This is a genomic window from Sphingomonas sp. CFBP 13603 (genome assembly GCF_014892665.1).
Lineage (GTDB): Bacteria > Pseudomonadota > Alphaproteobacteria > Sphingomonadales > Sphingomonadaceae > Sphingomonas.
Genome location: NZ_JADBIA010000012.1, coordinates 91,880 through 114,975, shown reverse-complemented (window position 1 = coordinate 114,975; position 23,096 = coordinate 91,880). Strand labels below are relative to the sequence as shown.

Genomic DNA, 23,096 nt, shown 5'->3' with positions numbered 1-23,096 from the left:
GATTGGACGGCGTGCGCAACGCCTGATCGGGCGCCTTTTCAGGGTCGGTAAGGCTCACAGACCACCGTAGCGGCGCTGACGCCGACCGAACGCCGCGACCGCATCGGCGAGCGCGGCCGCATCGAAGTCGGGCCAGAGCGTGTCGACGAACAGCAATTCGGCATACGCCGCCTGCCACAACAGGAAGTTCGAAAGACGCTGCTCGCCTGACGTCCGGATCATCAGGTCCAGCGGCGGGAGGTCATGCGTGTCGAGTTCCGCCTCGATCGTCGCCTCATCGATGCTCGCCGGATCCAGCGTACCATCGCGCGCCCGCTCCGCCAGACGCCGCGCGGCCGTCACCAGTTCGGCATGCGCGCCGTAATTCAACGCGATCGCCAAGATCGGCCCGCTATTCCCCACAGTCCGCGCGATGGCGTCATCGACCATCGCCACCAGATCGGGCGAAAAGCTATGGTAATCGCCGATCACGCGCAGCCGAACATTCTCGCGCGCGAGTTCGTCGAGATCGCTGCGGATGAAATGCCGCAGCAGCCCCATCAGGTCACTGACCTCTTCGGCTGGACGCCGCCAGTTCTCGGACGAAAACGCGTACAGCGTCAGCGCCTCGATCCCCATCGCGCGCGCGGCGCGCGTCACCTTGCGCACCGCCTCGACGCCGGCCTTGTGCCCGGCGAAGCGCGGCAGGAACCGCTTCTTCGCCCAGCGGCCATTGCCGTCCATGATGATCGCGACATGGCGCGGCACCGCACCGCCCGCAGGAACGGCACCCACAGGAACAGCAGCGAGCGGCGCGGCCGAGGAGGCCTGCAATCTCACTTGCCCAGGATTTCCTTTTCCTTGGCGGTCGCGGTCGCATCGAGCTCGGCGATGATGCTGTCGGTCAGCTTCTGGACTTCGGTCTCGTGACGCTTGCGCTCGTCCTCGCCGAACACGCCCTTCTTCTCGTCGACCTTGAGCGAATCCATCCCGTCGCGACGGACGTTGCGGACCGCGATACGCGCCTTCTCGGCATACTGGCCGGCCAGCTTGGCGAGCTCCTTGCGGCGCTCCTCGGTCAGGTCGGGGATCGGCAGACGCAGCGTCTGGCCGTCGACGATCGGGTTGAGCCCGAGGCCGGCCGAGCGGATCGCCTTGTCGGTCGGGCCGACGTTCGACTTGTCCCAGACCTGCACCGACAGCATCCGCGGCTCTGGCGCCGACACGGTCGCGACCTGGTTCAGCGGCATCGACGAGCCGTACACCGTCACCATCACCGGATCGAGCAGCGCGGTCGACGCGCGGCCCGTGCGCAGGCCTGCGAGATCGCTCTTCAGCGCTTCGACGGCACCCGCCATGCGGCGTTCGAGGTCGGTCTTGTCGTATGCGGCCATCTTAAAGCTCCTGCTCGTTCTGGACGATCGTCGACACGCCATCACCCGCCAGCACCGCGGCGAGATTGCCGGGTTCGCGGATGTTGAAGACGACGATCGGGATATTGTTGTCGCGGCACAGCGCGATCGCGCTCGCGTCCATGACCTTGAGGTCGTCGGACAGCACGCGGCTGTACGTGACCGTTTCGTAGCGCACTGCGTCCGGGTGCGTCTTCGGGTCGGCGTTGTAGACGCCGTCGACCGAAGTACCCTTGAACAGCGCATCGCACTTCATCTCGGCAGCACGCAGCGCGGCGCCAGAATCGGTGGTGAAATAGGGGCTGCCGACGCCCGCCGCGAAGATCACGACGCGGCCCTTCTCCAGGTGACGCTCGGCGCGACGACGGATGAACGGCTCGCACACCGACGCCATCGGGATCGCCGACTGGACGCGCGTGTCCACGCCGATCTGCTCCAGCGCGTTCTGCACGGCGAGCGCGTTCATGACGGTCGCGAGCATGCCCATGTAATCGCCGGTCGCGCGGTCCATGCCGCGTGCCGCCCCCGCCATGCCGCGGAAGATGTTGCCACCACCGACGACGATGCAGATCTCGTAGCCCTTCGCCTTGATGTCCGCGATCTCCTGCGCGACGCGCGCGGTGACGGTCGGATCGATCGAAAGACCCGACGGCCCCATCAGGACTTCGCCCGACAGTTTCAGCAGGATACGGTTGTAGCGCGGAGGCGTCATAAATCTCGAATTGTGATTGGCGGGGCGGCGCGGACCTTAGGCGGCGAGGCCTAGGATGTGAAGCGCCGTGCGGCGCGTGCATCGAAACTGGGTGGAGATCGGACGGAAAATCGTCGTTCGCGAAACTCGCGCACCAGAGAATTATCGTCATTCCCACGGAGGCGGGAACCCATTTGGGCTGGCGTCCCAATGGATCACCCGCTCCGGAGTATATGGATCCCCGCCTACGCGGGGATGACGAGGCAGCCCGAAGGCTACCCCGCTACCCTTCTCCACTCGGGGAGAAGGTGGCCCGGCAGGGCCGGATGAGGGGGAGTGAGGTTCGAGACCTCACCACTCCCCTCACCCTTCCCACGGCCAAGTGGCCGCGGGCCCCTTCCCTCTCCCCGTGGGGGCGAGGGAGGCAGTCAGCTTACGCCTGGGGCACGCCCGAAGCAGCAGCAACCTCGGCTGCGAAGTCGGACTGCTCCTTCTCGATGCCTTCGCCGAGCTGGAAGCGGACATAGTCCACCAGCTTGATATCGGCGCCGGCATCCTTGCCGGCCTTGGCGACGACGTCGGAGATCTTGGTCTTGCCGTCCATCACGAACAGCTGGCTGACCAGAGCATGCTCCTTGCGGTACTTGGCGATGCCGCCCTCGACCATCTTGGCGATGATGTCGGCAGGCTTGCCCGACTCGGCGGCCTTCTCGGTCGCGATCGCGCGCTCGCGCTCGATCTCGGACTCGTCGAGGTCGGCTTCGTTGAGCGCCTTCGGGAACGCGGCTGCGATGTGCATCGCGAGCTGCTTGCCGAGTGCCTGGAGAACCTCGTCCGAAGCCTCCGACTCGAGCGCGACGAGAACGCCGATCTTGCCGAGGCCGGGGGCCGCTGCATTGTGGATGTACGGAACGACCGCACCCTTGCTGACTTCCAGCGTGCGCGAGCGGCGCAGCGACTGGTTCTCGCCGATCGTCGCGACGTTGTTCGTCAGGACTTCCTCGACGGTCTTGCCCGATGGCATCGCTTGCGACTTCAGCGCCTCGATGTCGCCACCCGTTGCGAGCGCGATCTGCGTGACGTCACGGACGAACGACTGGAACTGGTCGTTCTTCGCGACGAAATCGGTTTCCGAGTTCACTTCGACCGCGGCACCCTTGGTGCCCGACACGGCGACGCCGACCAGGCCCTCGGCCGCGGTACGGCTGGACTTCTTGGCGGCGGCTGCGAGCCCCTTGGTACGCAGCCAATCCATTGCCTGCTCCATGTCGCCGGCGTTCTCGCTCAGCGCCTTCTTGCAATCCATCATGCCCGCGCCGCTCTTCTCGCGCAGATCCTTGACCATTGCTGCCGTGATATCGGCCATGTCTCTAATCCTTTTTAGGTCTGAATATGGTTGCGGGCGAGGCAGAGCTTTCGCCCTACCCCGCCCGCATGACGGTTCGGCGACGACGCTTATGCGTCGATCTGGCGCTCACCCTCGGCTGCCAGCTCGGCAGCGATGTCGGCGTTCGCCGCAGCCTCGGTCGTGTCGGCAGATGCCTCGACGACGGGGTCTGCGCTCAACGCCTCTTCCTTCGGCGGCTCGATCATCGCGCCGATGTCGGCACCGGTGCGGCGCTGCTGCTCCTGGCCGCCGCGCGTCGCTGCGATCGCGATCGCCTCGCAGTACAGGCGAATGGCGCGGGCTGCGTCGTCGTTCGCGGGAACCGGGAAGGCGATGCCGTCCGGCGACACGTTCGAATCGAGGATCGCGACGACGGGAATACCCAGCGTGTTCGCTTCCTTGATCGCCAGCTCTTCCTTGTTCGCGTCGATCACGAACATCACGTCGGGAATGCCGCCCATGTCGCGGATGCCGCCGAGCGAAAGCTCGAGCTTGTCCTTCTCGCGGGTGAGCTGGAGAACTTCCTTCTTGGTCAGGCCGACGGTGTCGCCCGACAGCATTTCCTCGAGCGTCTTGAGGCGCTTGATCGAACCCGAGATGGTCTTCCAGTTGGTGAGCATGCCGCCCAACCAGCGATGGTTGACGAAGTGCTGGCCCGAACGACGCGCTGCGTCGGCGACGGGATCCTGTGCCTGGCGCTTGGTGCCGACGAACAGGACCTTGCCACCACCGGCTACAGCCGACGAGACGAATTCGAGCGCGCGCGCGAACAGCGGCACGGTCTGCGAGAGGTCGAGAATGTGGACGCCGTTACGATCACCGAAGATGTAAGGCTTCATCTTGGGGTTCCACCGATGAGTCTGGTGGCCGAAATGCGCGCCCGTTTCGATGAGCTGCTGCATGGAGACGACTGGAGCCGCCATAGGGATATATCCTTCCGGTTGTGCCTCTGGGAAGCGGATGACGTCGTGGCCGAATGACCGTGACGCACCGGGCTATGATGCCTCCCATGCGGGGTTAGAGGCGCGGCCCTTAGCGTGGCTCTATTCGAAAAGCAATCGCACAAGGCCCGCTTGACTCACGGAACGCAATGAGAACATAAAGGGCTCAGAGGGGAACAGACGTTCGACTCGGCGCGGAATCACCCCGGCATGACGGGATTCGAAATGCGACGAGTGGAACGATGTTTCTGACCAAGTGTTTGCGGATATTAGGAATTTGTTCGCAACTCATAGGAAGGCGGACGTGATGTTGGTTCTGAGCTTCATGGTTTTTGCTGGTGCATTCGCGGTCGCGGGCATGATGATCGTCTCGTCGATCGCGCCGCAGTGGGACCGTATCGTCCGCCTCGCGATGGGCAACGTCGAACCCGCGTTCCAGCCACTCCGCACGCTGGCCGTTGCGGAGCGCCGGATCGCGGTCAGGCGCTGGGCTTCGACGTCGGCTCCGGTGCCCGCCCGCCGCTGGAACGCTGCCGCCTGATCTTTGCGTAACTCGCGATGCTGAACGGCATCGAGAGCAGGTAGAGCACGCAGATGATGCTGAGCGTATGCCACGGCGCGCTCACGATGGCGGCGCCGAGCAGTACGACGAGCGCGATGGCCTCGAACCGGATGTTGCTGCGGAGTTTGACCGAACTCCACGAATAGGTCGCGATACTCGACACCATCAGTAGCGCGACGAACGCGACCCAAGGCGCGACGAAATACGGCGACGCGAACCTGGGCTCGTCGGTCCAGAACCAGAAGAACATCGGCATCAGCGCAAGTCCCGCGCCGGCCGGAGCCGGAACGCCGGTAAGAAAGCCCGCCGACTTGTGAGGCTGGTGGCTCTCGTCGATCTTTGCGTTGAAGCGTGCGAGACGCAACGCGCAGAACACGGCCAGGATCAGCGAGCAAATCCAGCCGACGCGCGGCAACGCCGTCAGCGACCAGAGATAGACGATCAGGGCAGGCGCAACGCCGAATGAGATTGCGTCGGAGAGCGAATCGAGCTCGGCGCCGAACCGGCTTTCACCGTGCAGCATCCGGGCGATCCGGCCGTCCAGGCCGTCGAGCACGCCCGCGACCATGATCATCGCGACCGCGCTTTCCCATTGCCCACCGATCGCGAATCGCACGCCGCTGAGGCCCGAGCACAGGGCTAGCGCGGTAACCGCGTTGGGAGCGACGGCGCGTAGGGGAAGTCCGCGCGGTGCCCGACGTGTGCGACCGAACCGCCCCCGGCCCCGCTCCTCGATCGGATCGGTCGAACCGTCGCGGTCCATCACTGCGCGATACCACCGACCGGAACGCCACCGACGCGACCGAGCACGGTCTCACCCGCGATGCTACGCTGACCGAGGCACACCTGTGGCACGACGTGATCGGGCAAGTACACGTCGACTCGGCTGCCGAACCGGATCAGGCCGATGCGCTGGCCGACCGCGACCATGTCACCGGCCTTCACGAAGCCGAGAATGCGGCGTGCGACCAGGCCGGCGATCTGCGTAAAGCCGATCCGCATGCCGTTGCGGTCCTCGACGACGAAATGCTGGCGCTCGTTTTCGTCGCTCGCCTTGTCGAGATCCGCGTTGAGGAACTTGCCCGAGATATAGACCACCTGGCGGATAGTCCCGGCGATCGGGGTGCGATTGATGTGCACGTCGAACACCGACATGAAGATCGACACGCGGACCAGCGGTGCGTCGCCGAGACCGTTCTCGCCGGCGAGTTCGCGCGGGATCGGCACGCGCTGGATCATCGTGATCAGTCCGTCGGCGGGGGCGACGATCAGGCCTTCGCCCTGGGGAGTGGTGCGGATCGGATCGCGGAAGAACGTCGCGACCCAGATCACGACGCCGACCATCGGCCAGAACAGCACGTGGCTGAGAATCGTCAGCAGCAGCGTGATGCCGGTCGCGATCGCGACGTATTTGTGGCCCTCCGGATGGACTGCGGGAAATCGCCATTTGACCGTGGAGGTCGTGACGGGCGGCTTGTCGAGCGATGCCATAACCTGCGGGTCTATCCGTGCACGACGCGCGATACAACGATGAACCGGCTTTTCCTTACAGCACCAACGGTTGGCCAGCGGTTGATCGCCGCGGCATGCTCCCCTAGACGCTCCCCAAACCCCTCCCCCGAAGGACCCGGATATGGCGAAGATCAAGGTAAAGAATCCGATCGTGGAGATCGATGGCGACGAGATGACCCGGATCATCTGGGAATGGATCCGCGAGCGCCTGATCAAGCCGTATCTCGACATCCAGCTCGATTATTACGATCTCGGCGTCGAGCATCGCGACGCGACCGACGACCAGGTCACGATCGACAGCGCGCTCGCCACGCAGAAGCACGGCGTTGCGGTCAAGTGCGCGACGATCACGCCCGACGAGCAGCGCGTGACCGAGTTCGGCCTGAAGAAGATGTGGAAGTCGCCGAACGGCACGATCCGCAACATCCTCGGCGGCACCATCTTCCGCGAGCCGATCGTGATCAAGAACGTGCCCCGCCTGATCCCGGGCTGGACGCACCCGATCGTCGTCGGCCGTCACGCATTCGGCGATCAGTACCGCGCGACCGACTATCTGGTCCCGGGTCCCGGCAAGCTGCGTCTCGTCTTCGAAGGCGACGACGGCACGGTCATCGACCGCGAGGTGTTCCAGTTCCCGTCGGCGGGCGTCGCGATGGCGATGTACAACCTCGACGACTCGATCCGCGATTTCGCGCGCGCCTCGATGCATTACGGCCTCAACCTGAAGTGGCCGGTGTACCTGTCGACCAAGAACACGATCCTCAAGGCCTATGACGGCCGCTTCAAGGACCTGTTCGCCGAGGTGTTCGAGGCCGAGTTCAAGGACAAGTTCAAGGAAGCGGGCATCGTCTACGAGCATCGCCTGATCGACGACATGGTCGCATCGGCGTTGAAGTGGAACGGCGAGTTCGTCTGGGCCTGCAAGAACTATGACGGCGACGTCCAGTCGGACCAGGTCGCACAGGGCTTCGGGTCGCTCGGCCTGATGACCTCGATCCTGCTGACCCCGGACGGCAAGACCGTCGAGGCCGAAGCGGCGCACGGCACCGTCACGCGTCACTTCCGCATGCACGAGCAGGGCAAGGCGACCTCGACCAACCCGATCGCGTCGATCTTCGCGTGGACCGGTGGCCTGAAGTATCGCGGCAAGTTCGACGATACGCCCGACGTGACGAAGTTCGCCGAGACGCTCGAGCGCGTCTGCGTCCAGACGGTCGAGAACGGCCACATGACCAAGGATCTCGCGATCCTGATCGGGCCGGACCAGCCCTGGATGACGACCGAGCAGTTCTTCGAGCAGGTGCGGTCGAACCTCGAGACGGAAATGGCCAACTGGGCCTGACCTGGCGCCCCGTTCCCGGAAACGGGAGCGGGGCTACCTAATCGAGCATGCGCCTTCGGGTTTGTGCTTGGCCATCCTGCGCACCTCCCCGGCGAAGGCCGGGGTCCAGTTGGGCAACGTCGCTGATCGCCGCCGCGCTTCGTTACCGCGACCTCACCAACTGGACCCCGGCCTTCGCCGGGGGGGGCGCATCGTCCGAAGCGATAATAGCTACCGGCGCCCTCCCCTCTCGATCACGCAGTATTTCTTCCTGACAAATCCATCATGCGTCCCCTAAGGTCGCACGCATGGCATTACGGCTCGACAATCAAGGTTTCAGCGACGCGCTCGTCATTCTTGGCGCGGCCGGGCTCGTCATCCCCGCGTTCGCGCGGTTCAGGGTTAGCCCGGTCATCGGTTTCATCCTGGTTGGGCTGCTCGTCGGCCCCGCGGGGCTGGGCTCGCTCACCGGCTCCGCGCCGTGGCTCTATTACCTGACCATCTCGAACCCGGAATCGATCGAGCCGTTCGCCGAGTTCGGCATCATCCTGCTGCTGTTCTCGATCGGCCTCGAGCTCTCGTTCAAGCGACTGTGGTCGATGAAGCAACTCGTGTTCGGCACCGGCGCCGCCGAACTGATCGGCTCGGCGCTGATCATCGGCGTGGCGCTTCACTTCATCGGCCAGGAATGGGCGGGCGCGATCGGACTGGGGTTTGCCCTCGCGTTGTCGTCCACGGCTCTGGTCCTGCCGCTCGTCGGCACCACCGGCGCGGTCGGGCGTGGTGCGTTCGCGATGCTGTTGTTCGAGGATCTGGCGCTCGTCCCGATCATCTTCGTGCTTGGTGCACTGGCGCCGACAGCGAGCGCGGACGGCTGGTCGAACATCGCCGGTGTCGGGCTGCGCGGCGGGCTGACCGTCGTCGCGATGTATATCGGCGGGCGGGTCGTCCTGCCCCGGCTGTTCGGGCAGGCCGCGCGCACCAAGAGCCCTGAGCTGTTCCTGGCCGCGTCGCTACTGGTGGTGATCGTCGCCAGCGTCGCGACAACGGCCGCCGGGCTGTCGCCGATCGTCGGCGCGCTGCTGGCGGGGTTGCTGATCGCCGAGACCGAATATCACAGCGAGGTCGAGGTCATCACCGCGCCGTTCAAGGGGCTCGCGCTCGGTGTGTTCCTGATCACCGTCGGCATGAGTCTCGACCTACGGCTGATCGCGCAGAACTGGCCGTCGTTGCTGCTGGCCGTGACGGGCGTGGTGGCGACCAAGGCGATCGTGACGTTCCTGTTCCTGCGCGTCGCCAATTCGCGGCGCGGCGTTGCGGCGGAGACGGGGTTGCTCATGGGTAGCCCTTCCGAGACGACGCTGATCGTGCTTGCGACGGCCGCGCAGGCGCAGTTGATCATGCCGTCGACCGCCGCTTTCTGGCAGACCGTCACTGCGATCGGGCTGACGATTACGCCGCTGCTGGCAAAGCTCGGCCGCACCGTTTCGCGTCAACTCGAAAGCCGGTCGGGTGCCGATGCTGGCGATATCGAGATCGACGACGATGGACCGGGAACCGTCGTGATCGGCTTTGGTCGCGTGGGCCGGATGGTGGCAGACATGCTGGCGGTCCACGGACAGAAGTACGTTGCCGTGGAGGCGGATATCGATTCCGTCGAGGCCGCGCGGGCCCAGGGGCATCCTGTGTTGTTCGGGGACGTGGCGCGCCCGGAGCTGGTGGATCGGCTCAAGCTGCATACCGCCAAGGCGCTGATCCTCACGATGGACGATCCGGTGTTGACGGTGCGGCTGGCGCGGCGGGTGCGGGCGCTGGCGCCGGACTTGCCGATCGTGGCGCGGGCTCGGGATACGGCGCATGCGGCGGAGCTGTACCGGGCTGGTGTTACGGATGCGGTGCCGGAGACGCTGGAGAGTTCGTTGCAGCTGGCGGAGGCTGTGCTGGTCGATCTGGGGGTGGCAATGGGGCCGGTGATCGCTTCGATCCATGAGAAGCGGGATGAGCTTCGGCAGGAGATCAAGAAGGCGGCGGACATGATTGCCGAGCCTCGGATTCGCAAAGCGAAGCGGACGCCTCGCGCGGTGTAACCTCCGCTGTTCCGTGAGCAGGTTGTTCTTCCGCGAAGGCGGGAGTCCAGTCTGGGTCCCCGCCTTCGCGGGGAAACACTGTTGGCTCACGGGACCTTGCCCCAAATCGCGCCCCCCCCACCCCGGCGGAGGCCGGGGTCCAAGCGGAAAGGTGGTCGTAACGGAGGGCTGGCTTCCATTATCTTCGTTTCCCAACTGGGCCCCGGCCTTCGCCGGGGTGGTGGTTGCGCGGTGATCGCTTCGTCAGGCGCTATCCTCTTGCCCTCACCCTTCCCACGGCGAAGACGCCGCGAGGCACTTCCCTCTCCCGGTGCGAGAGGGCGAGACAAAAGACGGTCGGGGCGGGTTAGGCCGACAAGCGGCTACTTCAGCCTGGGACGACACCTTTGCGGCTCTTCATCAGCGGCTGGATACGCGTCCCAAATGCTTCCACCCCCTCCAGGAAATCGTCGAACGTCAGCAACACGCCACCGGTGTTGGGGACGGCGGCCATCTCGTCGAGCATCCGCGCGACGCTTTCGTACGAGCCGACAAGCGTGCCCATGTTGATGTTGACCGCGCCTTCGGGGGCGGCGAGCTGGCGGACGTTGGTGTCCGCGTTGTGCGTGTCCTTGGCGCCCTGATCGATCAGCCAAGCGATCGCGTCGACGTCGACGCCGGCATTGTAGTGCTTCCATTTCGCCATCGCCTCGTCGTCGGTTTCGGCGGCGATGATCATGATCAGGACGAAGATCTGCACGTCGCGGCCAGTTTTCGCGGTCGCGGCGGCCAGCCGCTCGTTGTTGAACGCAAAAGCGGTCGGGGTGTTGACGCCCTTGCCCAGGCAGAACGCGTAGTCGGCCCATTTCGCCGAGAACGCCAAGCCGTCGTCGGAGGAGCCGGCGCAGATGATCTTCATGTCGCCGGTCGGCTTGGGCCAGACGCGGCAGTCGGTCATCTGGTAATAGTCGCCCTTGAAGTCGGACGTCCCCTCTTCCCACAGCTCGCGGAGGATGTGCGCGTATTCGTCGAGCATCTTGTAGCGATTGCGGAAATGTTCGTCGCCGGGCCACATGCCCATCTGCGTATATTCGGGCGGTTGCCAGCCGGTGATGAGGTTGAGCCCGAACCGCCCGTGGCTGATCGAATCGATCGTGTTGCACATCCGCGCGGCATAGGCGGGCGGGACGAGCAGCGTGGCGCAGGTCGCGTAGATCTTGATCTTTTCGGTGACGGCGGCGAGCCCGGCCATCAGCGTGAAGCTCTCCAGCCCGTAGTCCCAGAATTCGGTCTTGCCGCCGAACCCGCGCAGCTTGATCATCGACAGCAGGAAATCGAGCCCGTGCTTCTCGGCCGCCTGCGCGATCGCCTTGTTGAGGTCGAAGCTCGGTTTGTATTGCGGCGCGTTCTCGCTGATCAGCCAGCCATTGTTGTTGATGGGCACGAAGACGCCGACCTGCATATGCCGCTCCTATTCGCCGTCGAGCCAGTCGAGCAGCCACATGTTGAAATGCTCCGCGCGCGTCACGTTGCAGGCGTGCGCGCCCGCCGCCATCCGCGCAAGCTGCGCGCCGGGGATGCCGGCGGCAAGTTTCTCGGACGCGGACGGGGGGACGAGCATGTCGTCGTCCGAGGCTACCAGCAACGTCGGGACGCGGATCTCGTCGAGCCGGCCGGCGATGTTGAACCGGCGCACTGCCGCGACGCGTCGCTGAATCATTTCCGCGCCGGGGAAATGCGCGAGCATCGCCTCCTCCTCGTCCTGAATCCGGTCGTGATGGTCCGAAATCCATTGCGGCGGGTAGAGGAACAGCGGTTGCGCGTGGAGATACGCGCGCGGGCCGCTGTCTTTCAGCAGCGCGAGCCGGGTATCGAAGCAGCGCGCGGTATGCGGGTCGAGCTTGGCCCAGCCGTTGATGACGACGAGGCGTTCGAGCCGTTCGGGCGCGGACAGGGCCAGCGCGAGACCGATATGGCCGCCGAGCGCGTGACCGATGAAGGTGCAGCACTCGAGCCCGATCGCGTCCATGAGCGCGACGACGTCGGCGGCCATTGCGTCGACGGTCAGGTCGCCGGGGACGTGGGCGTCGGAGCGGCCGGTGCCGCGGTGGTCGTAGGTGATGACGCGGTGACCGGCGCCGAGCGCTGCGAGGTTCGGCTGCCAATAGCTGCCCGAGCCGCCGAGGCCGCTCGACAGGAGGATCGCGGGGCCGTCGGGCTGGCCGTATTCCTCCCAATGGATGCCGCCTGCGATCCCCATCAGGCGAGATGAGCGATGCTGGCGATCTCGACGAGGCAGTCGGGCTTCACGAGGTCCGTCTTGATGCAGTAGCGCGCGGGCTTGGGGCCGGGGAAATACTCGGCGTAGACCGTGTTGAAGGCGGCGTAGTCGGGGAGGTCCTTCAGGAAGATGTGGTTGAAGGCGACGTCGGCCAGCGTCGCGCCGGCGGCCTCGAGCGTGGTCTTGATGGTATCGAGGACGGCGCGGGTTTGGGCAGCGGCGTCGCCGACATGGAGGACCGTGCCGCCCTCGCCTAGTGCCAGCACGCCCGAGACGTAGACCGTGTTGCCGGCCTTCGCGGCGGCCGAATAGGGCGCGATCGGGGTCGGGAACTGGGGTGGGTTGATGGCTTCGAACGGCATCTGCTTTCCTTTCAAGTCATCGCCGTTCCCCCGCGGAGGCGGGGGTCCAGGGTTGCGGGCGGTCGCGTTCGTGATTCCTGGACCCCCGCGTTCGCGAGGGAACAAGGAAGGGTCACTTCGGCAACTGCCCGAACGAACCGCAGAAATCGCCGACCGTGCTGACCCAGCCGAAGAACTTCTCGACGTTGTAAACGGTCGCCGCCTGCATCTCGGGCGGGCCGAGGTGGTGCGTCGCGTCCTCCAGCATCACGCCGAAATATTCGAGGTGGAAGCCGTCGCGCAGCGTGCTTTCGACGCAGACGTTGGTGGCGATGCCGACGAAGACGATGTTGCGGATGCCGCGACTGCGCAGGATGCTGTCGAGCTGCGAATTGAAGAACGCGCTGTAGCGGGTTTTGTGGACGCGGATGTCGCCGGGTTGGGGAGCGAGCGCGTCGACGATCTCATAGTCCCAGCCGCCTCGCGCGAGGAACTGGCCGTGGAGTTCGGGGCGCGCGCGCATCGTTTTCAGCGCGTTGGACTTGTGCCAGTTTGGAGAGCCGGGGCCGCCGGCCTCGACATAGTCGGGGTCCCAGCCGTTCTGGAGAAACACGACGGGCATTTTCGCCGCGCGGGCGGTGTCCAGGACCTTGGCGATCTGGGCGATGGTGCCGGCTGAGCCTGCGATGTCGAAGCCGGCCGTGTCGACGTAGCCGCCGGGGGAGGCGTAGGCGTTCTGCATGTCGATGACGACGACCGCGGTTTCCGCGGGATCGAGGCGGAGCGCTTCCGGCCGTGCGGGCAACGTGACGGCGTTCGCCTCGTTCGCGCCGGTACGAATGATCGGGGTGGCCTCGGTCATTGTGACAAGCTCGCTGCATCGCGGGAATTGTGCAAGTGCGAAATGATCGGGGGGTGCGGCGCCCCCGATCACGCGGACGAGCATGTTCCCCATGAAGGCGGGACCCAGACTGGGCTCCCGCCTTCAAGGGCCGGTGGATGCCGGGACGAACCCGGCATGACGGGGGAGATTAAGCCGTCGCCAGCGTGAAGTCCTTGAAGCGTTCGCGTAGGGCTGTCTTGAGGAGCTTGCCCGTCGCCGTATGCGGCAGATCGTCGACGAACACGATCGCGTCGGGGAGCCACCATTTGGCGACGTGCCTGGCCAGGTGGTCGCGGATCTCGGCTTCTCCGACGTCGCTGCCGGGTTTGCGGACTACCAGCAACAGCGGGCGCTCGTCCCATTTCGGATGGTGAATGCCGATCGCCGCCGCCTCCGCCACGCCCGGACAGCCGACCGCCGCGTTCTCCAGGTCGACCGAGCTGATCCATTCGCCGCCGGATTTGATGACGTCTTTTGAGCGATCGGTGATCTGCATCGTGCCATCCGAATGCAGCATCGCGACGTCGCCGGTGTCGAACCAGCCGTCAGCGTCGACCGCGTCCTCGTCGGCGCCGAAATAGCGTTGGACTACCCAGGGGCCCCTCACCTGCAACCTGCCGGCGACCTTGCCGTCGCGGGGGAGGACCGTGCCTTCGTCGTCGATTATGCGGAGTTCTATGCCGAACGGGACGCTGCCCTGCTTGCCGACGAGATCGAGCTTCTCCTCGTGGCTCATGTCCTCCCAGTGTGGGGGCGCGAAGCCGGCGGTGCCGATCGGCGAGGTCTCGGTCATGCCCCAGAGGTGCTTTACCGTGGCGCCCATGCCCATGATCCGCTCGATCATCGCGCGCGGCGCGGCCGAGCCGCCGATCGTGACCAGCCGCAAATGCGCGGGCGCGTCACCGGTCGCGTCCATGTGACCGAACATCGCCAGCCAGACGGTCGGCACGCCGGCGGAATGCGTCACCTTCTCGTCGTTCATCAGTCGGCACAGCACGGCCGGATCGTTGACCGCTGAATAGACGACTTTCGCCCCCGAGAGCGCACAGGCGAACGGCAGCCCCCAGGCGGCGGCGTGGAACATCGGCACGACCGGAAGCACGACCGCGTTGGGGGAGAGATCGAACACCCACGGCGCGACCTCGGCCATCGCGTGGATCAGCGTCGAGCGGTGGGTGTAAAGCACGCCCTTGGGATTGCCGGTGGTGCCGCTGGTGTAGCAGAGCATGCACGGCTCGCGCTCTGGGCCCTCGACCCAGTCATAGTCGCCGTCCTCGGCGTCGAGCACCGCCTGGAAACCGTCGGGGCCAAGATCATCGAAGCAGATATAGTGGCGGATGCTGCCCCACTGGCCCCGCAGGCGATCGACCAGCGGCTGGAACGCCTTGTCGTAGAGCATCACGCGGTCTTCGGCGTGGTTGGCAATGTAGACGAGCTGTTCGTCGAACAGCCGCGGGTTGATCGTGTGGATCACGCCGCCCATCCCGATCGTGCCGTACCAGGCGACCAGGTGGTGGGCGTGGTTCATGGCCAGCGTCGCGACCCGGTCGCCGGGCGCTACGCCGAGCTTTTCGAGTGCTTGGGCCAGTTTGCGGGCGTCGCGCGCGATGCCGGCCCAGTCGGTGCGTGTCTCGCGACCGTCGGCCCAGTAGCTGACGAGCTCCCTCGCCCCATGCTCCCGCGCCGCGTGGTCTATCAGGCGGGGAACACGAAGCTCGAAATCCTGCATTCCGCCCAGCATTCATGCTCTCCCAAGCTGTTAACCGACCAGAGCGAGCCTCGTTTCCGAGGTCTTCATCTCCACCTTGGCGACACCGTGCAACGACTCGATGTGCTCGACAAGCTCTCCGTCGAGCAGGAAGTCGCGACCCAGCAGGATGCAGACCTCGCCGTCGGGCAGTTGCGCGCGCACGCGAACCTCGCCGCGCGCGCCGCGGTGTTCGGCAAGCAACGACGCGAGGCCTGCAAACGCGGCCATGTCGGAGATCGTCACGACCACCTGGAAGCGCGCGAGGTTGGCGAGGCCCTCGAATGGCTGGATGCGCTTGATGCTGACGCGCGGCGTGTCCTCGCCGGGCTTGCGATCGAGCTCGACGGTGATGAGCCCGCAGCCGCCGGCCTTTGCTGCCTCTTCGAGATCCTTCGAGACCTGGTCGTCGAAGCAGGTCGCCATGAACTGGCCGCTGGCGTCGGAGCATTGCGCCATCATGAAGCGCTTGCCGCGCGCGGACGTGCGGTAGCGGGCGTCCTCGACCAGCACCGCCATCGTCGCGCCGGCGCGGCTGCCGTCGTCGGGGATGTTGAGTTCGGACAGCGCGGTGTAGGCGCGGGCGCCGTGGCTGACCGCGATGTGGCGGTGGCGATCGACCGGGTGCGCGGAGAAATAGAAACCGAACGCCTCCTTCTCCTGGTCCATGCGCTGGCTGAGCGTCCAGCGGACCGAGGGCGGGAGCTTGATCGCGTCCCCGGCGGGTTCGGCGTCACCGAACAGGCCGCCCTGCCCGCTGGTCTTCTGTTCGTGCGTGCGCGCGGCGATCGCGAGGATCGTCTCGGCGGTGGCGTGGATGCCGGCACGGTTCTGGTCGAGGCCGTCGAAGGCGCCGGCAGCGGCGAGCGTTTCGAGCTGGCGCTTGTTGAGCAAGCGCGGGTCGACGCGCTTGGCGAGATCGTCGAGGCCGGCGAACGGGCCGTTCTGGACGCGCTCGACGATGAGCTTTTCCATCGCGCCTTCGCCTACGCTCTTGAGGGCGCCTAGCGCGTAGCGAACCGCCAGATTGTTTCCCCGCGAAGGCGGGGACCCAGTCTGGGCACCCGCCTTCGCGGGTGAACAAGCTTCTTCCTGGGCGTCGGGCAGAACCTCGACGTCGAACTCGGCCTGACTGGCGTTGATGCACGGCGGCAGCGCGGTGATCCCGAGACGGCGCATGTCGTCCGTGAAGATCGCCAGCTTGTCGGTCTGGTGGAGGTCGTAGCACATCGACGCGGCGAAGAATTCGTGCGGGTGGTGCGCCTTCAGCCATGCGGTCTGGTACGCGAGCAGCGCGTAGGCGGCGGCGTGGCTCTTGTTGAAGCCATAGCCGGCGAACTTGTCGATCAAGTCGAACAGCGCGTTCGCCTCGGCCTTCTTGATGCCGTTGACCGTGAGACACCCCTCGACGAAGCCCGCGCGCTGCGCGTCCATCTCGGCCTTCACCTTCTTGCCCATCGCGCGACGCAGCAGATCGGCGCCACCGAGCGAGAAGCCGGCGAGCACCTGCGCGGCCTGCATGACCTGTTCCTGGTAGACGAAGATCCCGTAGGTCTCGGACAGGATCGGTTCGAGCAGCGGGTGGGGGTAGTCGATCGCCTCGGTGCCGTTCTTGCGGCGGCCGAACGACGGGATGTTGTCCATCGGGCCCGGTCGGTAGAGCGACACGAGCGCGATGATGTCGCCGAAATTGGACGGGCGCACCGCGGACAGCGTGCGGCGCATGCCCTCCGACTCGAGCTGGAACACGCCGACCGTGTCGCCCTTTTGCAGGAGCGCGTAGACACCCGCATCGTCCCATTCGAGCGCCTCGAGATCGACCGTCACGCCGCGCTTGGCGAGCAGTTGCACCGCCTTTTGGAGCACCGACAGCGTCTTCAGGCCGAGGAAATCGAACTTCACGAGGCCGGCGCCCTCGACATATTTCATGTCGAACTGCGTGACAGGCATGTCGGAGCGCGGGTCGCGGTAGAGCGGAACGAGCTGGGCAAGCGGCCGATCGCCGATCACCACGCCGGCGGCGTGCGTCGACGAGTGGCGCGGCAGGCCCTCCAGCTTCATCGCCAGATCGAGCAGCTTCCGGACGCCGTTGTCGTTGGCGTATTCCTTCGCCAGTTCGCCGACGCCGTTCAGCGCGCGCTCCAGCGTCCAGGGGTCGGTCGGGTGGTTCGGGACCAGTTTGGCGAGACGATCGATCTGGCCGTAGCTCATCTGCAGCACGCGACCGGTGTCCTTGAGCACCGCGCGCGCCTTCAGTTTTCCGAAGGTGATGATCTGCGCGACCTGATCGCGGCCGTATTTCTCCTGGACGTAGCGGATCACCTCGACGCGGCGGGTTTCGCAGAAATCGATGTCGAAATCGGGCATCGACACGCGTTCTGGATTCAGGAATCGCTCGAACAGCAGGCCGAGCTTGATCGGGTCCAGGTCCGTGATGGTCAGCGACCAGGCGACGACCGAGCCCGCGCCCGAGCCACGGCCCGGGCCGACGGGAATGTCGTGGTCCTTCGCCCATTTGATGAAGTCTGCGACGATCAGGAAATAGCCGGGGAAGCCCATCTGGACGATCACGTCGACTTCGAACGCGAGCCGCTTGCGGTAGACATCGCGCCAGCCGTCCTCGCCTTCACCGTGAAGTTCGGTGATGCGAGCGAGGCGTGCCTCGAGACCGGCTTCGGCGTCGTCGCGGAGGAGCTTTGCCTCGCCCTCGATATCGCCGGCGAGGCTGGGGAGGATCGGCTTCCGATACGGTGCCATCACCGCGCAGCGCTGCGCGACGACGAGCGTGTTGGCGATCGCCTCGGGTAGGTCGGCGAACATCTCGTGCATCACCGGCGCGGGCTTCATCCAGGCTTCGGGGCAGCTGCGGATGCGGTCCTCGGTCTCGACATAGGTCGAGTGCGCGATGCAGAGCATGGCGTCGTGCGCGTCGCCGAATGCGCTCTCGGTAAAGCAGCACGGGTTGGTCGCGACCAGCGGGAGGTTGCGGTCGTAGGCGATGTCGATGAGGTCGGCTTCGGCGGCCGTCTCGATCGCGTCGTTGCGGCGCGAGAGTTCGATGTAGAGGCGGTCGCCGAACAGGCCTTGGAGGCGATCGAGATAGGCGCGGGCGCGGGCGGGCTGGCCTTCCGCGAACAACCGGGCGAGGCCGCCTTCGCCGCCTGCGGTCAGCGCGATCAGGCCGTCGGTGTGGCGTTCGAGCGCGGCGAAATCGACGTGCGCGGGCATCTCGATCGGGCGGTCGAGATGCGCCATCGAGACGAGCGCGCAGAGATTGTCGTAGCCCGTCATGTTCTGCGCATACAGCGCGAGCCAGTCGAACTGCGTCGCGACGCCGTCGGGCATGTCGGGGCGCCCGACGCCGAGCATGACGCCGATGATCGGCTGGACGCCGTCCTTCTTGGCAGCATCCGAATAGGCCATCGCGGCGTAGAGCCCGTTGCGATCGGTCAGCGCGGCGGCGGGAAAGCCCAGCGCGCGTGCCTGCTTGGCGATCGCCTTGGGATCGATGGCGCCGTCGAGCATGGTGTAGCAGGAGAAAACGCGGAGGGGGACGTAACCGGAATGCATCGACCGGAGGTAGGCGCTGCGGCGTGATTCGACCAGCGGGGATGAGTCCGATCGGAACCGTGGACACGACGAGCCGTTGCGGCGGGGACTTCTGGGAGCATTCTACATGACCGATCCACGCGGGCGCTTTGCCGATACCGAAACTACTGCTGCGGGAACGCCGCGTGCGGGGGCCGGCTGGGGGTGGATCCTGGCTTACGGCGTGCTGTCGGTGGTGCTCGGGATCATGGCGTTCGCGTCGCCGTTTTCCGCGACCTATGCCGCGACTCTGGTGATCGGGGCGTTCTTCATCGCCGCCGGGATCGTATCGATCGTGTCGGGGTTTGCCGGCAAGGGGCATGAGGGGCGCGGCTATGCGATCGGGTTTGGGTTGGTGTCGCTGGTGATCGGACTGATCATGGCGTTCGAGCCGGCGACGGGGGCGATCTCGCTGACGTTGCTGATTGCGGTTTGGCTTGGTGTGCGGGGCGCGTTGGAGATTGGGCTTGGTGCGCGGTTTCGGCGGGGTAAGAGGCTGATGATCGCGCTTGGTGTGGTGAACATCGTGCTGGCGGTGATCGTGCTGGCGACGCTGCCTTGGTCGGCGTTGACGTTGCCGGGGTATGTGCTGGGGATCAGCTTTTTGTTTGGTGGGGTGACGTCGGTTGCTTCGGCGCTGGCGCATAAGAAGGGCGCGCCGGCGTTTTCGGCGTGAGCGCCTGATTGTTCTCCCGCGAAGGCGGGAGTCCAGTCTGGGCCCCCGCCTTCGCGGGGGAACAAGCTTCTGTTGGATGAGCCACCTCAACCCCACCACCCCGCGTAGGCCGGGGCCCAGTTGGGGGACGTAGCCGACTGCGGTCAGCACTACGTTACTGCGACCTTTCCAACTGGGCCCCGGCCTTCGCCGGGGTGGTGCCAAATGTGGGGTGACGGCTTCTACAGCAGCTTCTCGATATCTTTGCGGATGTCCTCTGGCTTAGTTGTTGGGGCGTAGCGATCCACGACCTCCCCGTCGCGCCCGACCAGGAACTTAGTGAAGTTCCACTTGATCGCCTTCGAGCCAAGCACGCCCGGCGCATCCGACTTCAGCCGCTCGAACAGCGGGTCCGCCCCTGCCCCGTTGACGTCTACCTTCGCGAATACCGGGAACGTCACGTCATAGGTCAGCGTGCAGAAATTGGCGATCTCCGCCGCATCCCCCGGCTCCTGCCCGCCGAACTGGTTGCACGGGAACGCGAACACTTCGAACCCGCGATCAGCATAATCGCGATGCAGCGCTTCGAGGCCATCATATTGCGGGGTGAAGCCGCATTTCGAGGCGGTGTTGACGATCAGCAGCACCTTGCCGCGATACGGTTCGAGCGACGCCGCGCTGCCATCGGCGCTCTTCACGGTGAAGTCGGTGATCGCGGTCATGGGCGGTCCTCGTTGCGGGCCAGCAGATACGTCAGGTTCTGACGCACGCCGGGCCATTCGTGGCGGAGGATGCTGTAGACCACCGTGTCGCGCAAGCGACCGTCGGCCATCACCTGATGCCCGCGGAGCACACCGTCGCGCTTGGCGCCGAGACGTTCGATCGCGCGCTGTGAGTTCTTGTTAAGCGAGTCGGTGCGGATCTGGACGCATTCGCAGCCGAGTGCGTCGAACGCGTGGGTCAGCAGCATGAGCTTGGCTTCGGTATTGACGCCGGTGCGCTGGACGGACCTGGCGTAGAAGGTGCCGCCGATCTCGAGGCGCTTGTTCGGCTCGTTCATCCGCATGAAGCGCGTGGTGCCGACCACGGTCCCGCCAACCACTACTGCGAACAACCGCGCCCGCCCAAAGTCCTGCTCGCGCAACGCGGCGGCGAGCCAGCGGTCGGGCGCCTTCATCATCGAGACGTTGGCGTAGAACGTGTCCCACAAATTGTCCGCCGACGCCGCCGCCACCAGCGCGTCCATGTCGTCGGCGACCAGCGGGCGGAGCGTGACGTGACGCCCGGTCAGCGTCGGCGTCTCGCCCCAGGTCACGCCAGCCGTCCCTCGTGCAGTCGCAGCACGCGGTCCATGCGGGCCGCAAGCCGCTCGTTGTGCGTCGCGACCACCGCCGCCGTGCCCTGTTCGCGAACCAGGCGGATGAACTCCGCGAAGACGATGTCGGCGGTGTGTTCGTCGAGGTTGCCGGTCGGCTCGTCCGCCAGCACCAGCGCGGGCTTGTTGGCGAGCGCGCGGGCGACCGCGACGCGCTGTTGCTCGCCGCCGGATAGCTGGCTCGGGCGATGCGTCAGGCGGTGGCCGAGACCGAGCTGGGTCAGCAATTCCGCTGCCCGCCTGTCCGCCTCGACCCGCGTCGCGCCGTGGACGAGCTGCGGGAGGACGACGTTCTCGGTCGCGTTGAAGTCCGGCAGCAAATGGTGGAACTGATAGACGAAGCCGAGGCTGTCACGGCGCACCACGGTACGCTCATGCGCGTTGAGCCTGGCCGCCTCGGTGCCGGCGATCCTGATCGATCCCTGGAAGCCGCCCTCGAGCAGGCCCACGGCTTGCAACAGCGTCGACTTGCCCGAGCCCGACGGTCCGAGCAGCGCGACGATCTCGCCCGGCGCGATCGCGAGGTCGACACCGCGCAGCACGTCGATGGTCGCGCCACCTTGCGTGAAGCTTTTGGTCAGTCCGCTGGTCTGGAGGACATAATCGTCGAACTTCTCGATCTGGCGGTCGATACGAAGGCCTTCATTCATAACGCAGCACCTGCACGGGGTCGGTACTCGCCGCTTTCCAGGCCGGATAGAGCGTTGCGAGGAAGCTGAAGACGAGCGCCATCAGTGCGATCACGATGATCTCGACGGGGTCGGTCTTCGATGGGAGTTCGGTCAGGTAGCGGATCGACGGATCCCACAAATTCTGGCCGGTGACGAGCTGGACGAAGTTCACCACGCCCTGTCGGTAGAACAGGAAGATGAAGCCGAGCACGAGCCCGGCGACCGTGCCGAGCGCACCGATGGTCGTGCCGACGACGATGAAGATCCGCATCATCGAGCCGCGCGTCGCGCCCATCGTTCGCAAAATCGCGATGTCGCGCGTCTTGGCGCGGACCAGCATGATCAGCGACGAGAGGATGTTGAACACCGCGACCAGGATGATGATCGACAGCACGGTGAACATCGCGACGCGCTCGACCGCGAGTGCCTCGAACAGCTGCGCGTTCATCGTCCGCCAGTCGGCGATCACCGCGTTGCCGCCGATCTTGTCCGCGAGCGGCTTCAGGATCTCGCCGACGCGGTCCGCATCGACCGTCTTCAGCTCGACCATGCCGGCGGCGTCGCCCATCAGGAGGAGCGTCTGCGCGTCCTCGATCGGCATGATGATGTACGCCTTGTCGTAATCATAAACGCCGATCTCGAAGATCGCGCCGACCGTATAGGTCACGATCCGAGGCACCGTGCCGAACGGCGTCGATTGGCCGAGCGGACTGAAGATGGCGACCTGCGAGCCGACCTGCGCGCCAAGCGATTCGGCGAGGCGCGAGCCGATTGCAATCCGTTCGCTGCCCGTCGTGATGCTCGAAAGGTTGCCCATGACGACCTTGCTCTGGATCGTCGAGTTGTGCCGGATGTCGTCGACGCGCATGCCGCGCACCAGCACCGCCTCGGCGCGACCATTATAGGTGGCGGCAAGCGGTTGCTCGATCAGCGGCACGGCACTGGTCACGCCGGGAGTCTTCTGCGCCTGCGCGACGATCTCGCGCCAGTCGGGAAGACGCCCGCCTACGCCCTGCACCACCGCATGGCCGTTCAGCCCGACAATCTTGTCGAACAGTTCCGCACGGAAGCCGTTCATCACGCTCATGACGATCACCAGCGCGGCGACGCCGAGCATGACCGCGACCAGGCTGATCGAGGCGACGAGGAAGATGAATGCCTCGCCCTTGCCCGGCAGCAGATAGCGGCGGGCTATCATCCGTTCGTAGCGGGACAGGATCATGGGCGGCCAGGTTCGATCGTTAGGGATACAGTGCAGCGGCTCTAGGACGCGGCCCGTTGCGAGGCAACTGTCGGGCCTGCCGGCGAGGTGCAACGACCTCCCCGGATCGAACCGGATTAGTCCCGATCCGGAAGTGTCTAGATTGGTCTGTTGCGTAAGCGCCACAGGCGCAGTTCAATCGTAAGCCGCCCCGCGCAAAGACCGTGACAAAATCCACCGACGTAACTAGCAACAAACTCGCTGAGACACAGGCAACGGCCGTGGTTCGGGGACTGCTTTTCCGCTCCGTCGCAAGACGAGATGCGAGAGCAAAAAAATGGGGGCTGACGAGCGATCGTCACGCAGGCGCCCGGATCGGCAACGGTCCGGGCGTTTGCTTGTCCGGCGCAGTTTTCCTGAAAAACTATACTTGGGCACCATTGAAACGGAGCGATGATGTGTCGCCACTGTTCGATGGAGCGC

The 23,096-nt window shown here is 65.5% G+C and carries 21 protein-coding genes; 4 read left to right on the top strand and 17 right to left on the bottom strand.

Annotation, left to right across the window (positions count from 1 at the left end; all coding sequences use genetic code 11):
• Positions 1 to 54 precede the first annotated feature (54 nt).
• From IFR23_RS16890 to rpsB, 5 genes are all read right to left on the bottom strand, one after another.
• A complete protein-coding gene (locus IFR23_RS16890; protein ID WP_192976897.1) occupies positions 55 to 813 on the bottom strand; it encodes an isoprenyl transferase in 759 nt (252 codons plus the stop codon).
• 2 nt (positions 814 to 815) lie between these two features.
• Positions 816 to 1,373 (bottom strand): ribosome recycling factor, encoded by a 558-nt coding sequence (frr, locus tag IFR23_RS16885; RefSeq protein WP_056055952.1) that lies wholly within the window; start codon positions 1,371 to 1,373, stop codon positions 816 to 818.
• Between the two features lies 1 nt (position 1,374).
• Positions 1,375 to 2,103 (bottom strand): UMP kinase, encoded by a 729-nt coding sequence (pyrH, locus tag IFR23_RS16880; protein WP_056066004.1) that lies wholly within the window; start codon positions 2,101 to 2,103, stop codon positions 1,375 to 1,377.
• A 412-nt stretch (positions 2,104 to 2,515) separates the two neighbouring features.
• A complete protein-coding gene (tsf, locus tag IFR23_RS16875; RefSeq protein WP_192976884.1) occupies positions 2,516 to 3,448 on the bottom strand; it encodes a translation elongation factor Ts in 933 nt (310 codons plus the stop codon).
• Between the two features lie 89 nt (positions 3,449 to 3,537).
• On the bottom strand, positions 3,538 to 4,392 hold the full coding sequence (gene rpsB, locus IFR23_RS16870; protein WP_133029272.1) for a 30S ribosomal protein S2: 855 nt from the start codon (positions 4,390 to 4,392) through the stop codon (positions 3,538 to 3,540).
• Between the two features lie 325 nt (positions 4,393 to 4,717).
• On the opposite strand from rpsB, the gene IFR23_RS16865 reads away from it, so the two are divergent.
• Complete coding sequence (locus IFR23_RS16865) at positions 4,718 to 4,951, top strand: hypothetical protein (protein WP_056489532.1); 234 nt, start codon at positions 4,718 to 4,720, stop codon at positions 4,949 to 4,951.
• Here the strand turns inward: IFR23_RS16865 and IFR23_RS16860 are convergent.
• Both IFR23_RS16860 and IFR23_RS16855 read right to left on the bottom strand, forming a co-directional pair.
• Positions 4,890 to 5,735 (bottom strand): CDP-alcohol phosphatidyltransferase family protein, encoded by an 846-nt coding sequence (locus IFR23_RS16860; RefSeq protein ID WP_192976883.1) that lies wholly within the window; start codon positions 5,733 to 5,735, stop codon positions 4,890 to 4,892. The two genes, IFR23_RS16865 and IFR23_RS16860, sit on opposite strands and share 62 nt — an antisense overlap.
• The gene (locus IFR23_RS16855; protein WP_060527374.1) at positions 5,735 to 6,463 is read right to left on the bottom strand and encodes a phosphatidylserine decarboxylase; all 729 of its coding nucleotides are present in this window, start codon (positions 6,461 to 6,463) and stop codon (positions 5,735 to 5,737) included. The genes IFR23_RS16860 and IFR23_RS16855 overlap by 1 nt, the downstream gene beginning before the upstream one ends.
• Before the next feature lie 142 nt (positions 6,464 to 6,605).
• On the opposite strand from IFR23_RS16855, the gene IFR23_RS16850 reads away from it, so the two are divergent.
• Both IFR23_RS16850 and IFR23_RS16845 read left to right on the top strand, forming a co-directional pair.
• Positions 6,606 to 7,826 (top strand): NADP-dependent isocitrate dehydrogenase, encoded by a 1,221-nt coding sequence (locus IFR23_RS16850; protein ID WP_056055940.1) that lies wholly within the window; start codon positions 6,606 to 6,608, stop codon positions 7,824 to 7,826.
• A 287-nt stretch (positions 7,827 to 8,113) separates the two neighbouring features.
• Entirely contained in the window at positions 8,114 to 9,892 is a 1,779-nt protein-coding gene (locus IFR23_RS16845) for a cation:proton antiporter domain-containing protein (RefSeq protein WP_192976882.1), read from the top strand.
• Between the two features lie 367 nt (positions 9,893 to 10,259).
• Here the strand turns inward: IFR23_RS16845 and rutA are convergent, their stop codons facing one another.
• The 6 genes from rutA to dnaE all read right to left on the bottom strand — a co-directional run bounded on the left by rutA (position 10,260) and on the right by dnaE (position 18,693).
• A complete protein-coding gene (rutA, locus tag IFR23_RS16840; RefSeq protein WP_192976881.1) occupies positions 10,260 to 11,333 on the bottom strand; it encodes a pyrimidine utilization protein A in 1,074 nt (357 codons plus the stop codon).
• A 9-nt stretch (positions 11,334 to 11,342) separates the two neighbouring features.
• Positions 11,343 to 12,131, bottom strand: a complete 789-nt coding sequence (gene rutD, locus IFR23_RS16835; RefSeq protein WP_192976880.1) for a pyrimidine utilization protein D — start codon at positions 12,129 to 12,131, stop codon at positions 11,343 to 11,345.
• On the bottom strand, positions 12,131 to 12,514 hold the full coding sequence (rutC, locus tag IFR23_RS16830) for a pyrimidine utilization protein C (protein WP_192976879.1): 384 nt from the start codon (positions 12,512 to 12,514) through the stop codon (positions 12,131 to 12,133). The genes rutD and rutC overlap by 1 nt, the downstream gene beginning before the upstream one ends.
• Positions 12,515 to 12,626: 112 nt before the next feature.
• The gene (gene rutB / locus IFR23_RS16825; RefSeq protein WP_060527378.1) at positions 12,627 to 13,355 is read right to left on the bottom strand and encodes a pyrimidine utilization protein B; all 729 of its coding nucleotides are present in this window, start codon (positions 13,353 to 13,355) and stop codon (positions 12,627 to 12,629) included.
• A gap of 169 nt (positions 13,356 to 13,524) precedes the next feature.
• Positions 13,525 to 15,117: a long-chain fatty acid--CoA ligase gene (locus IFR23_RS16820; protein ID WP_192976878.1), complete on the bottom strand. Its 1,593-nt coding sequence runs from the start codon at positions 15,115 to 15,117 to the stop codon at positions 13,525 to 13,527.
• A gap of 18 nt (positions 15,118 to 15,135) precedes the next feature.
• Positions 15,136 to 18,693, bottom strand: a complete 3,558-nt coding sequence (dnaE, locus tag IFR23_RS16815; protein WP_192976877.1) for a DNA polymerase III subunit alpha — start codon at positions 18,691 to 18,693, stop codon at positions 15,136 to 15,138.
• Positions 18,694 to 18,799: 106 nt separating this feature from the next.
• On the opposite strand from dnaE, the gene IFR23_RS16810 reads away from it, so the two are divergent.
• Positions 18,800 to 19,387, top strand: coding sequence for an HdeD family acid-resistance protein (locus IFR23_RS16810; protein WP_192976876.1), 588 nt, complete (start codon positions 18,800 to 18,802; stop codon positions 19,385 to 19,387).
• Positions 19,388 to 19,608: 221 nt separating this feature from the next.
• Here the strand turns inward: IFR23_RS16810 and IFR23_RS16805 are convergent, their stop codons facing one another.
• Genes IFR23_RS16805 through IFR23_RS16790 form a run of 4 tightly spaced genes read right to left on the bottom strand, consistent with a single transcriptional unit; the run spans position 19,609 to position 22,634 of the window.
• Entirely contained in the window at positions 19,609 to 20,088 is a 480-nt protein-coding gene (locus IFR23_RS16805) for a glutathione peroxidase (protein ID WP_192976875.1), read from the bottom strand.
• A complete protein-coding gene (locus tag IFR23_RS16800) occupies positions 20,085 to 20,681 on the bottom strand; it encodes a GNAT family N-acetyltransferase (RefSeq protein WP_342344986.1) in 597 nt (198 codons plus the stop codon). Before IFR23_RS16800 ends, IFR23_RS16805 begins: the two co-directional genes overlap by 4 nt.
• On the bottom strand, positions 20,678 to 21,391 hold the full coding sequence (locus tag IFR23_RS16795; RefSeq protein ID WP_192976874.1) for an ABC transporter ATP-binding protein: 714 nt from the start codon (positions 21,389 to 21,391) through the stop codon (positions 20,678 to 20,680). Before IFR23_RS16795 ends, IFR23_RS16800 begins: the two co-directional genes overlap by 4 nt.
• Positions 21,384 to 22,634 (bottom strand): lipoprotein-releasing ABC transporter permease subunit, encoded by a 1,251-nt coding sequence (locus tag IFR23_RS16790; protein WP_192976873.1) that lies wholly within the window; start codon positions 22,632 to 22,634, stop codon positions 21,384 to 21,386. The genes IFR23_RS16795 and IFR23_RS16790 overlap by 8 nt, the downstream gene beginning before the upstream one ends.
• Between the last annotated feature and the right edge of the window lie 462 nt (positions 22,635 to 23,096).

Excerpts from the sequence above, each read along its gene's own strand:
- frr (WP_056055952.1), bottom strand. The coding sequence starts at position 1,373 with ATGGCCGCATACGACAAGACCGACCTCGAACGCCGCATGGCGGGTGCC.
- pyrH (WP_056066004.1), bottom strand. The coding sequence starts at position 2,103 with ATGACGCCTCCGCGCTACAACCGTATCCTGCTGAAACTGTCGGGCGAA.
- tsf (WP_192976884.1), bottom strand. The coding sequence starts at position 3,448 with ATGGCCGATATCACGGCAGCAATGGTCAAGGATCTGCGCGAGAAGAGC.
- rpsB (WP_133029272.1), bottom strand. The coding sequence starts at position 4,392 with ATGGCGGCTCCAGTCGTCTCCATGCAGCAGCTCATCGAAACGGGCGCG.
- IFR23_RS16865 (WP_056489532.1), top strand. The coding sequence starts at position 4,718 with ATGTTGGTTCTGAGCTTCATGGTTTTTGCTGGTGCATTCGCGGTCGCG.
- IFR23_RS16860 (WP_192976883.1), bottom strand. The coding sequence starts at position 5,735 with ATGGACCGCGACGGTTCGACCGATCCGATCGAGGAGCGGGGCCGGGGG.
- IFR23_RS16855 (WP_060527374.1), bottom strand. The coding sequence starts at position 6,463 with ATGGCATCGCTCGACAAGCCGCCCGTCACGACCTCCACGGTCAAATGG.
- IFR23_RS16850 (WP_056055940.1), top strand. The coding sequence starts at position 6,606 with ATGGCGAAGATCAAGGTAAAGAATCCGATCGTGGAGATCGATGGCGAC.
- IFR23_RS16845 (WP_192976882.1), top strand. The coding sequence starts at position 8,114 with ATGGCATTACGGCTCGACAATCAAGGTTTCAGCGACGCGCTCGTCATT.
- rutA (WP_192976881.1), bottom strand. The coding sequence starts at position 11,333 with ATGCAGGTCGGCGTCTTCGTGCCCATCAACAACAATGGCTGGCTGATC.
- rutD (WP_192976880.1), bottom strand. The coding sequence starts at position 12,131 with ATGGGGATCGCAGGCGGCATCCATTGGGAGGAATACGGCCAGCCCGAC.
- rutC (WP_192976879.1), bottom strand. The coding sequence starts at position 12,514 with ATGCCGTTCGAAGCCATCAACCCACCCCAGTTCCCGACCCCGATCGCG.
- rutB (WP_060527378.1), bottom strand. The coding sequence starts at position 13,355 with ATGACCGAGGCCACCCCGATCATTCGTACCGGCGCGAACGAGGCGAAC.
- IFR23_RS16820 (WP_192976878.1), bottom strand. The coding sequence starts at position 15,117 with ATGCTGGGCGGAATGCAGGATTTCGAGCTTCGTGTTCCCCGCCTGATA.
- dnaE (WP_192976877.1), bottom strand. The coding sequence starts at position 18,693 with ATGCATTCCGGTTACGTCCCCCTCCGCGTTTTCTCCTGCTACACCATG.
- IFR23_RS16810 (WP_192976876.1), top strand. The coding sequence starts at position 18,800 with ATGACCGATCCACGCGGGCGCTTTGCCGATACCGAAACTACTGCTGCG.
- IFR23_RS16805 (WP_192976875.1), bottom strand. The coding sequence starts at position 20,088 with ATGACCGCGATCACCGACTTCACCGTGAAGAGCGCCGATGGCAGCGCG.
- IFR23_RS16795 (WP_192976874.1), bottom strand. The coding sequence starts at position 21,391 with ATGAATGAAGGCCTTCGTATCGACCGCCAGATCGAGAAGTTCGACGAT.
- IFR23_RS16790 (WP_192976873.1), bottom strand. The coding sequence starts at position 22,634 with ATGATCCTGTCCCGCTACGAACGGATGATAGCCCGCCGCTATCTGCTG.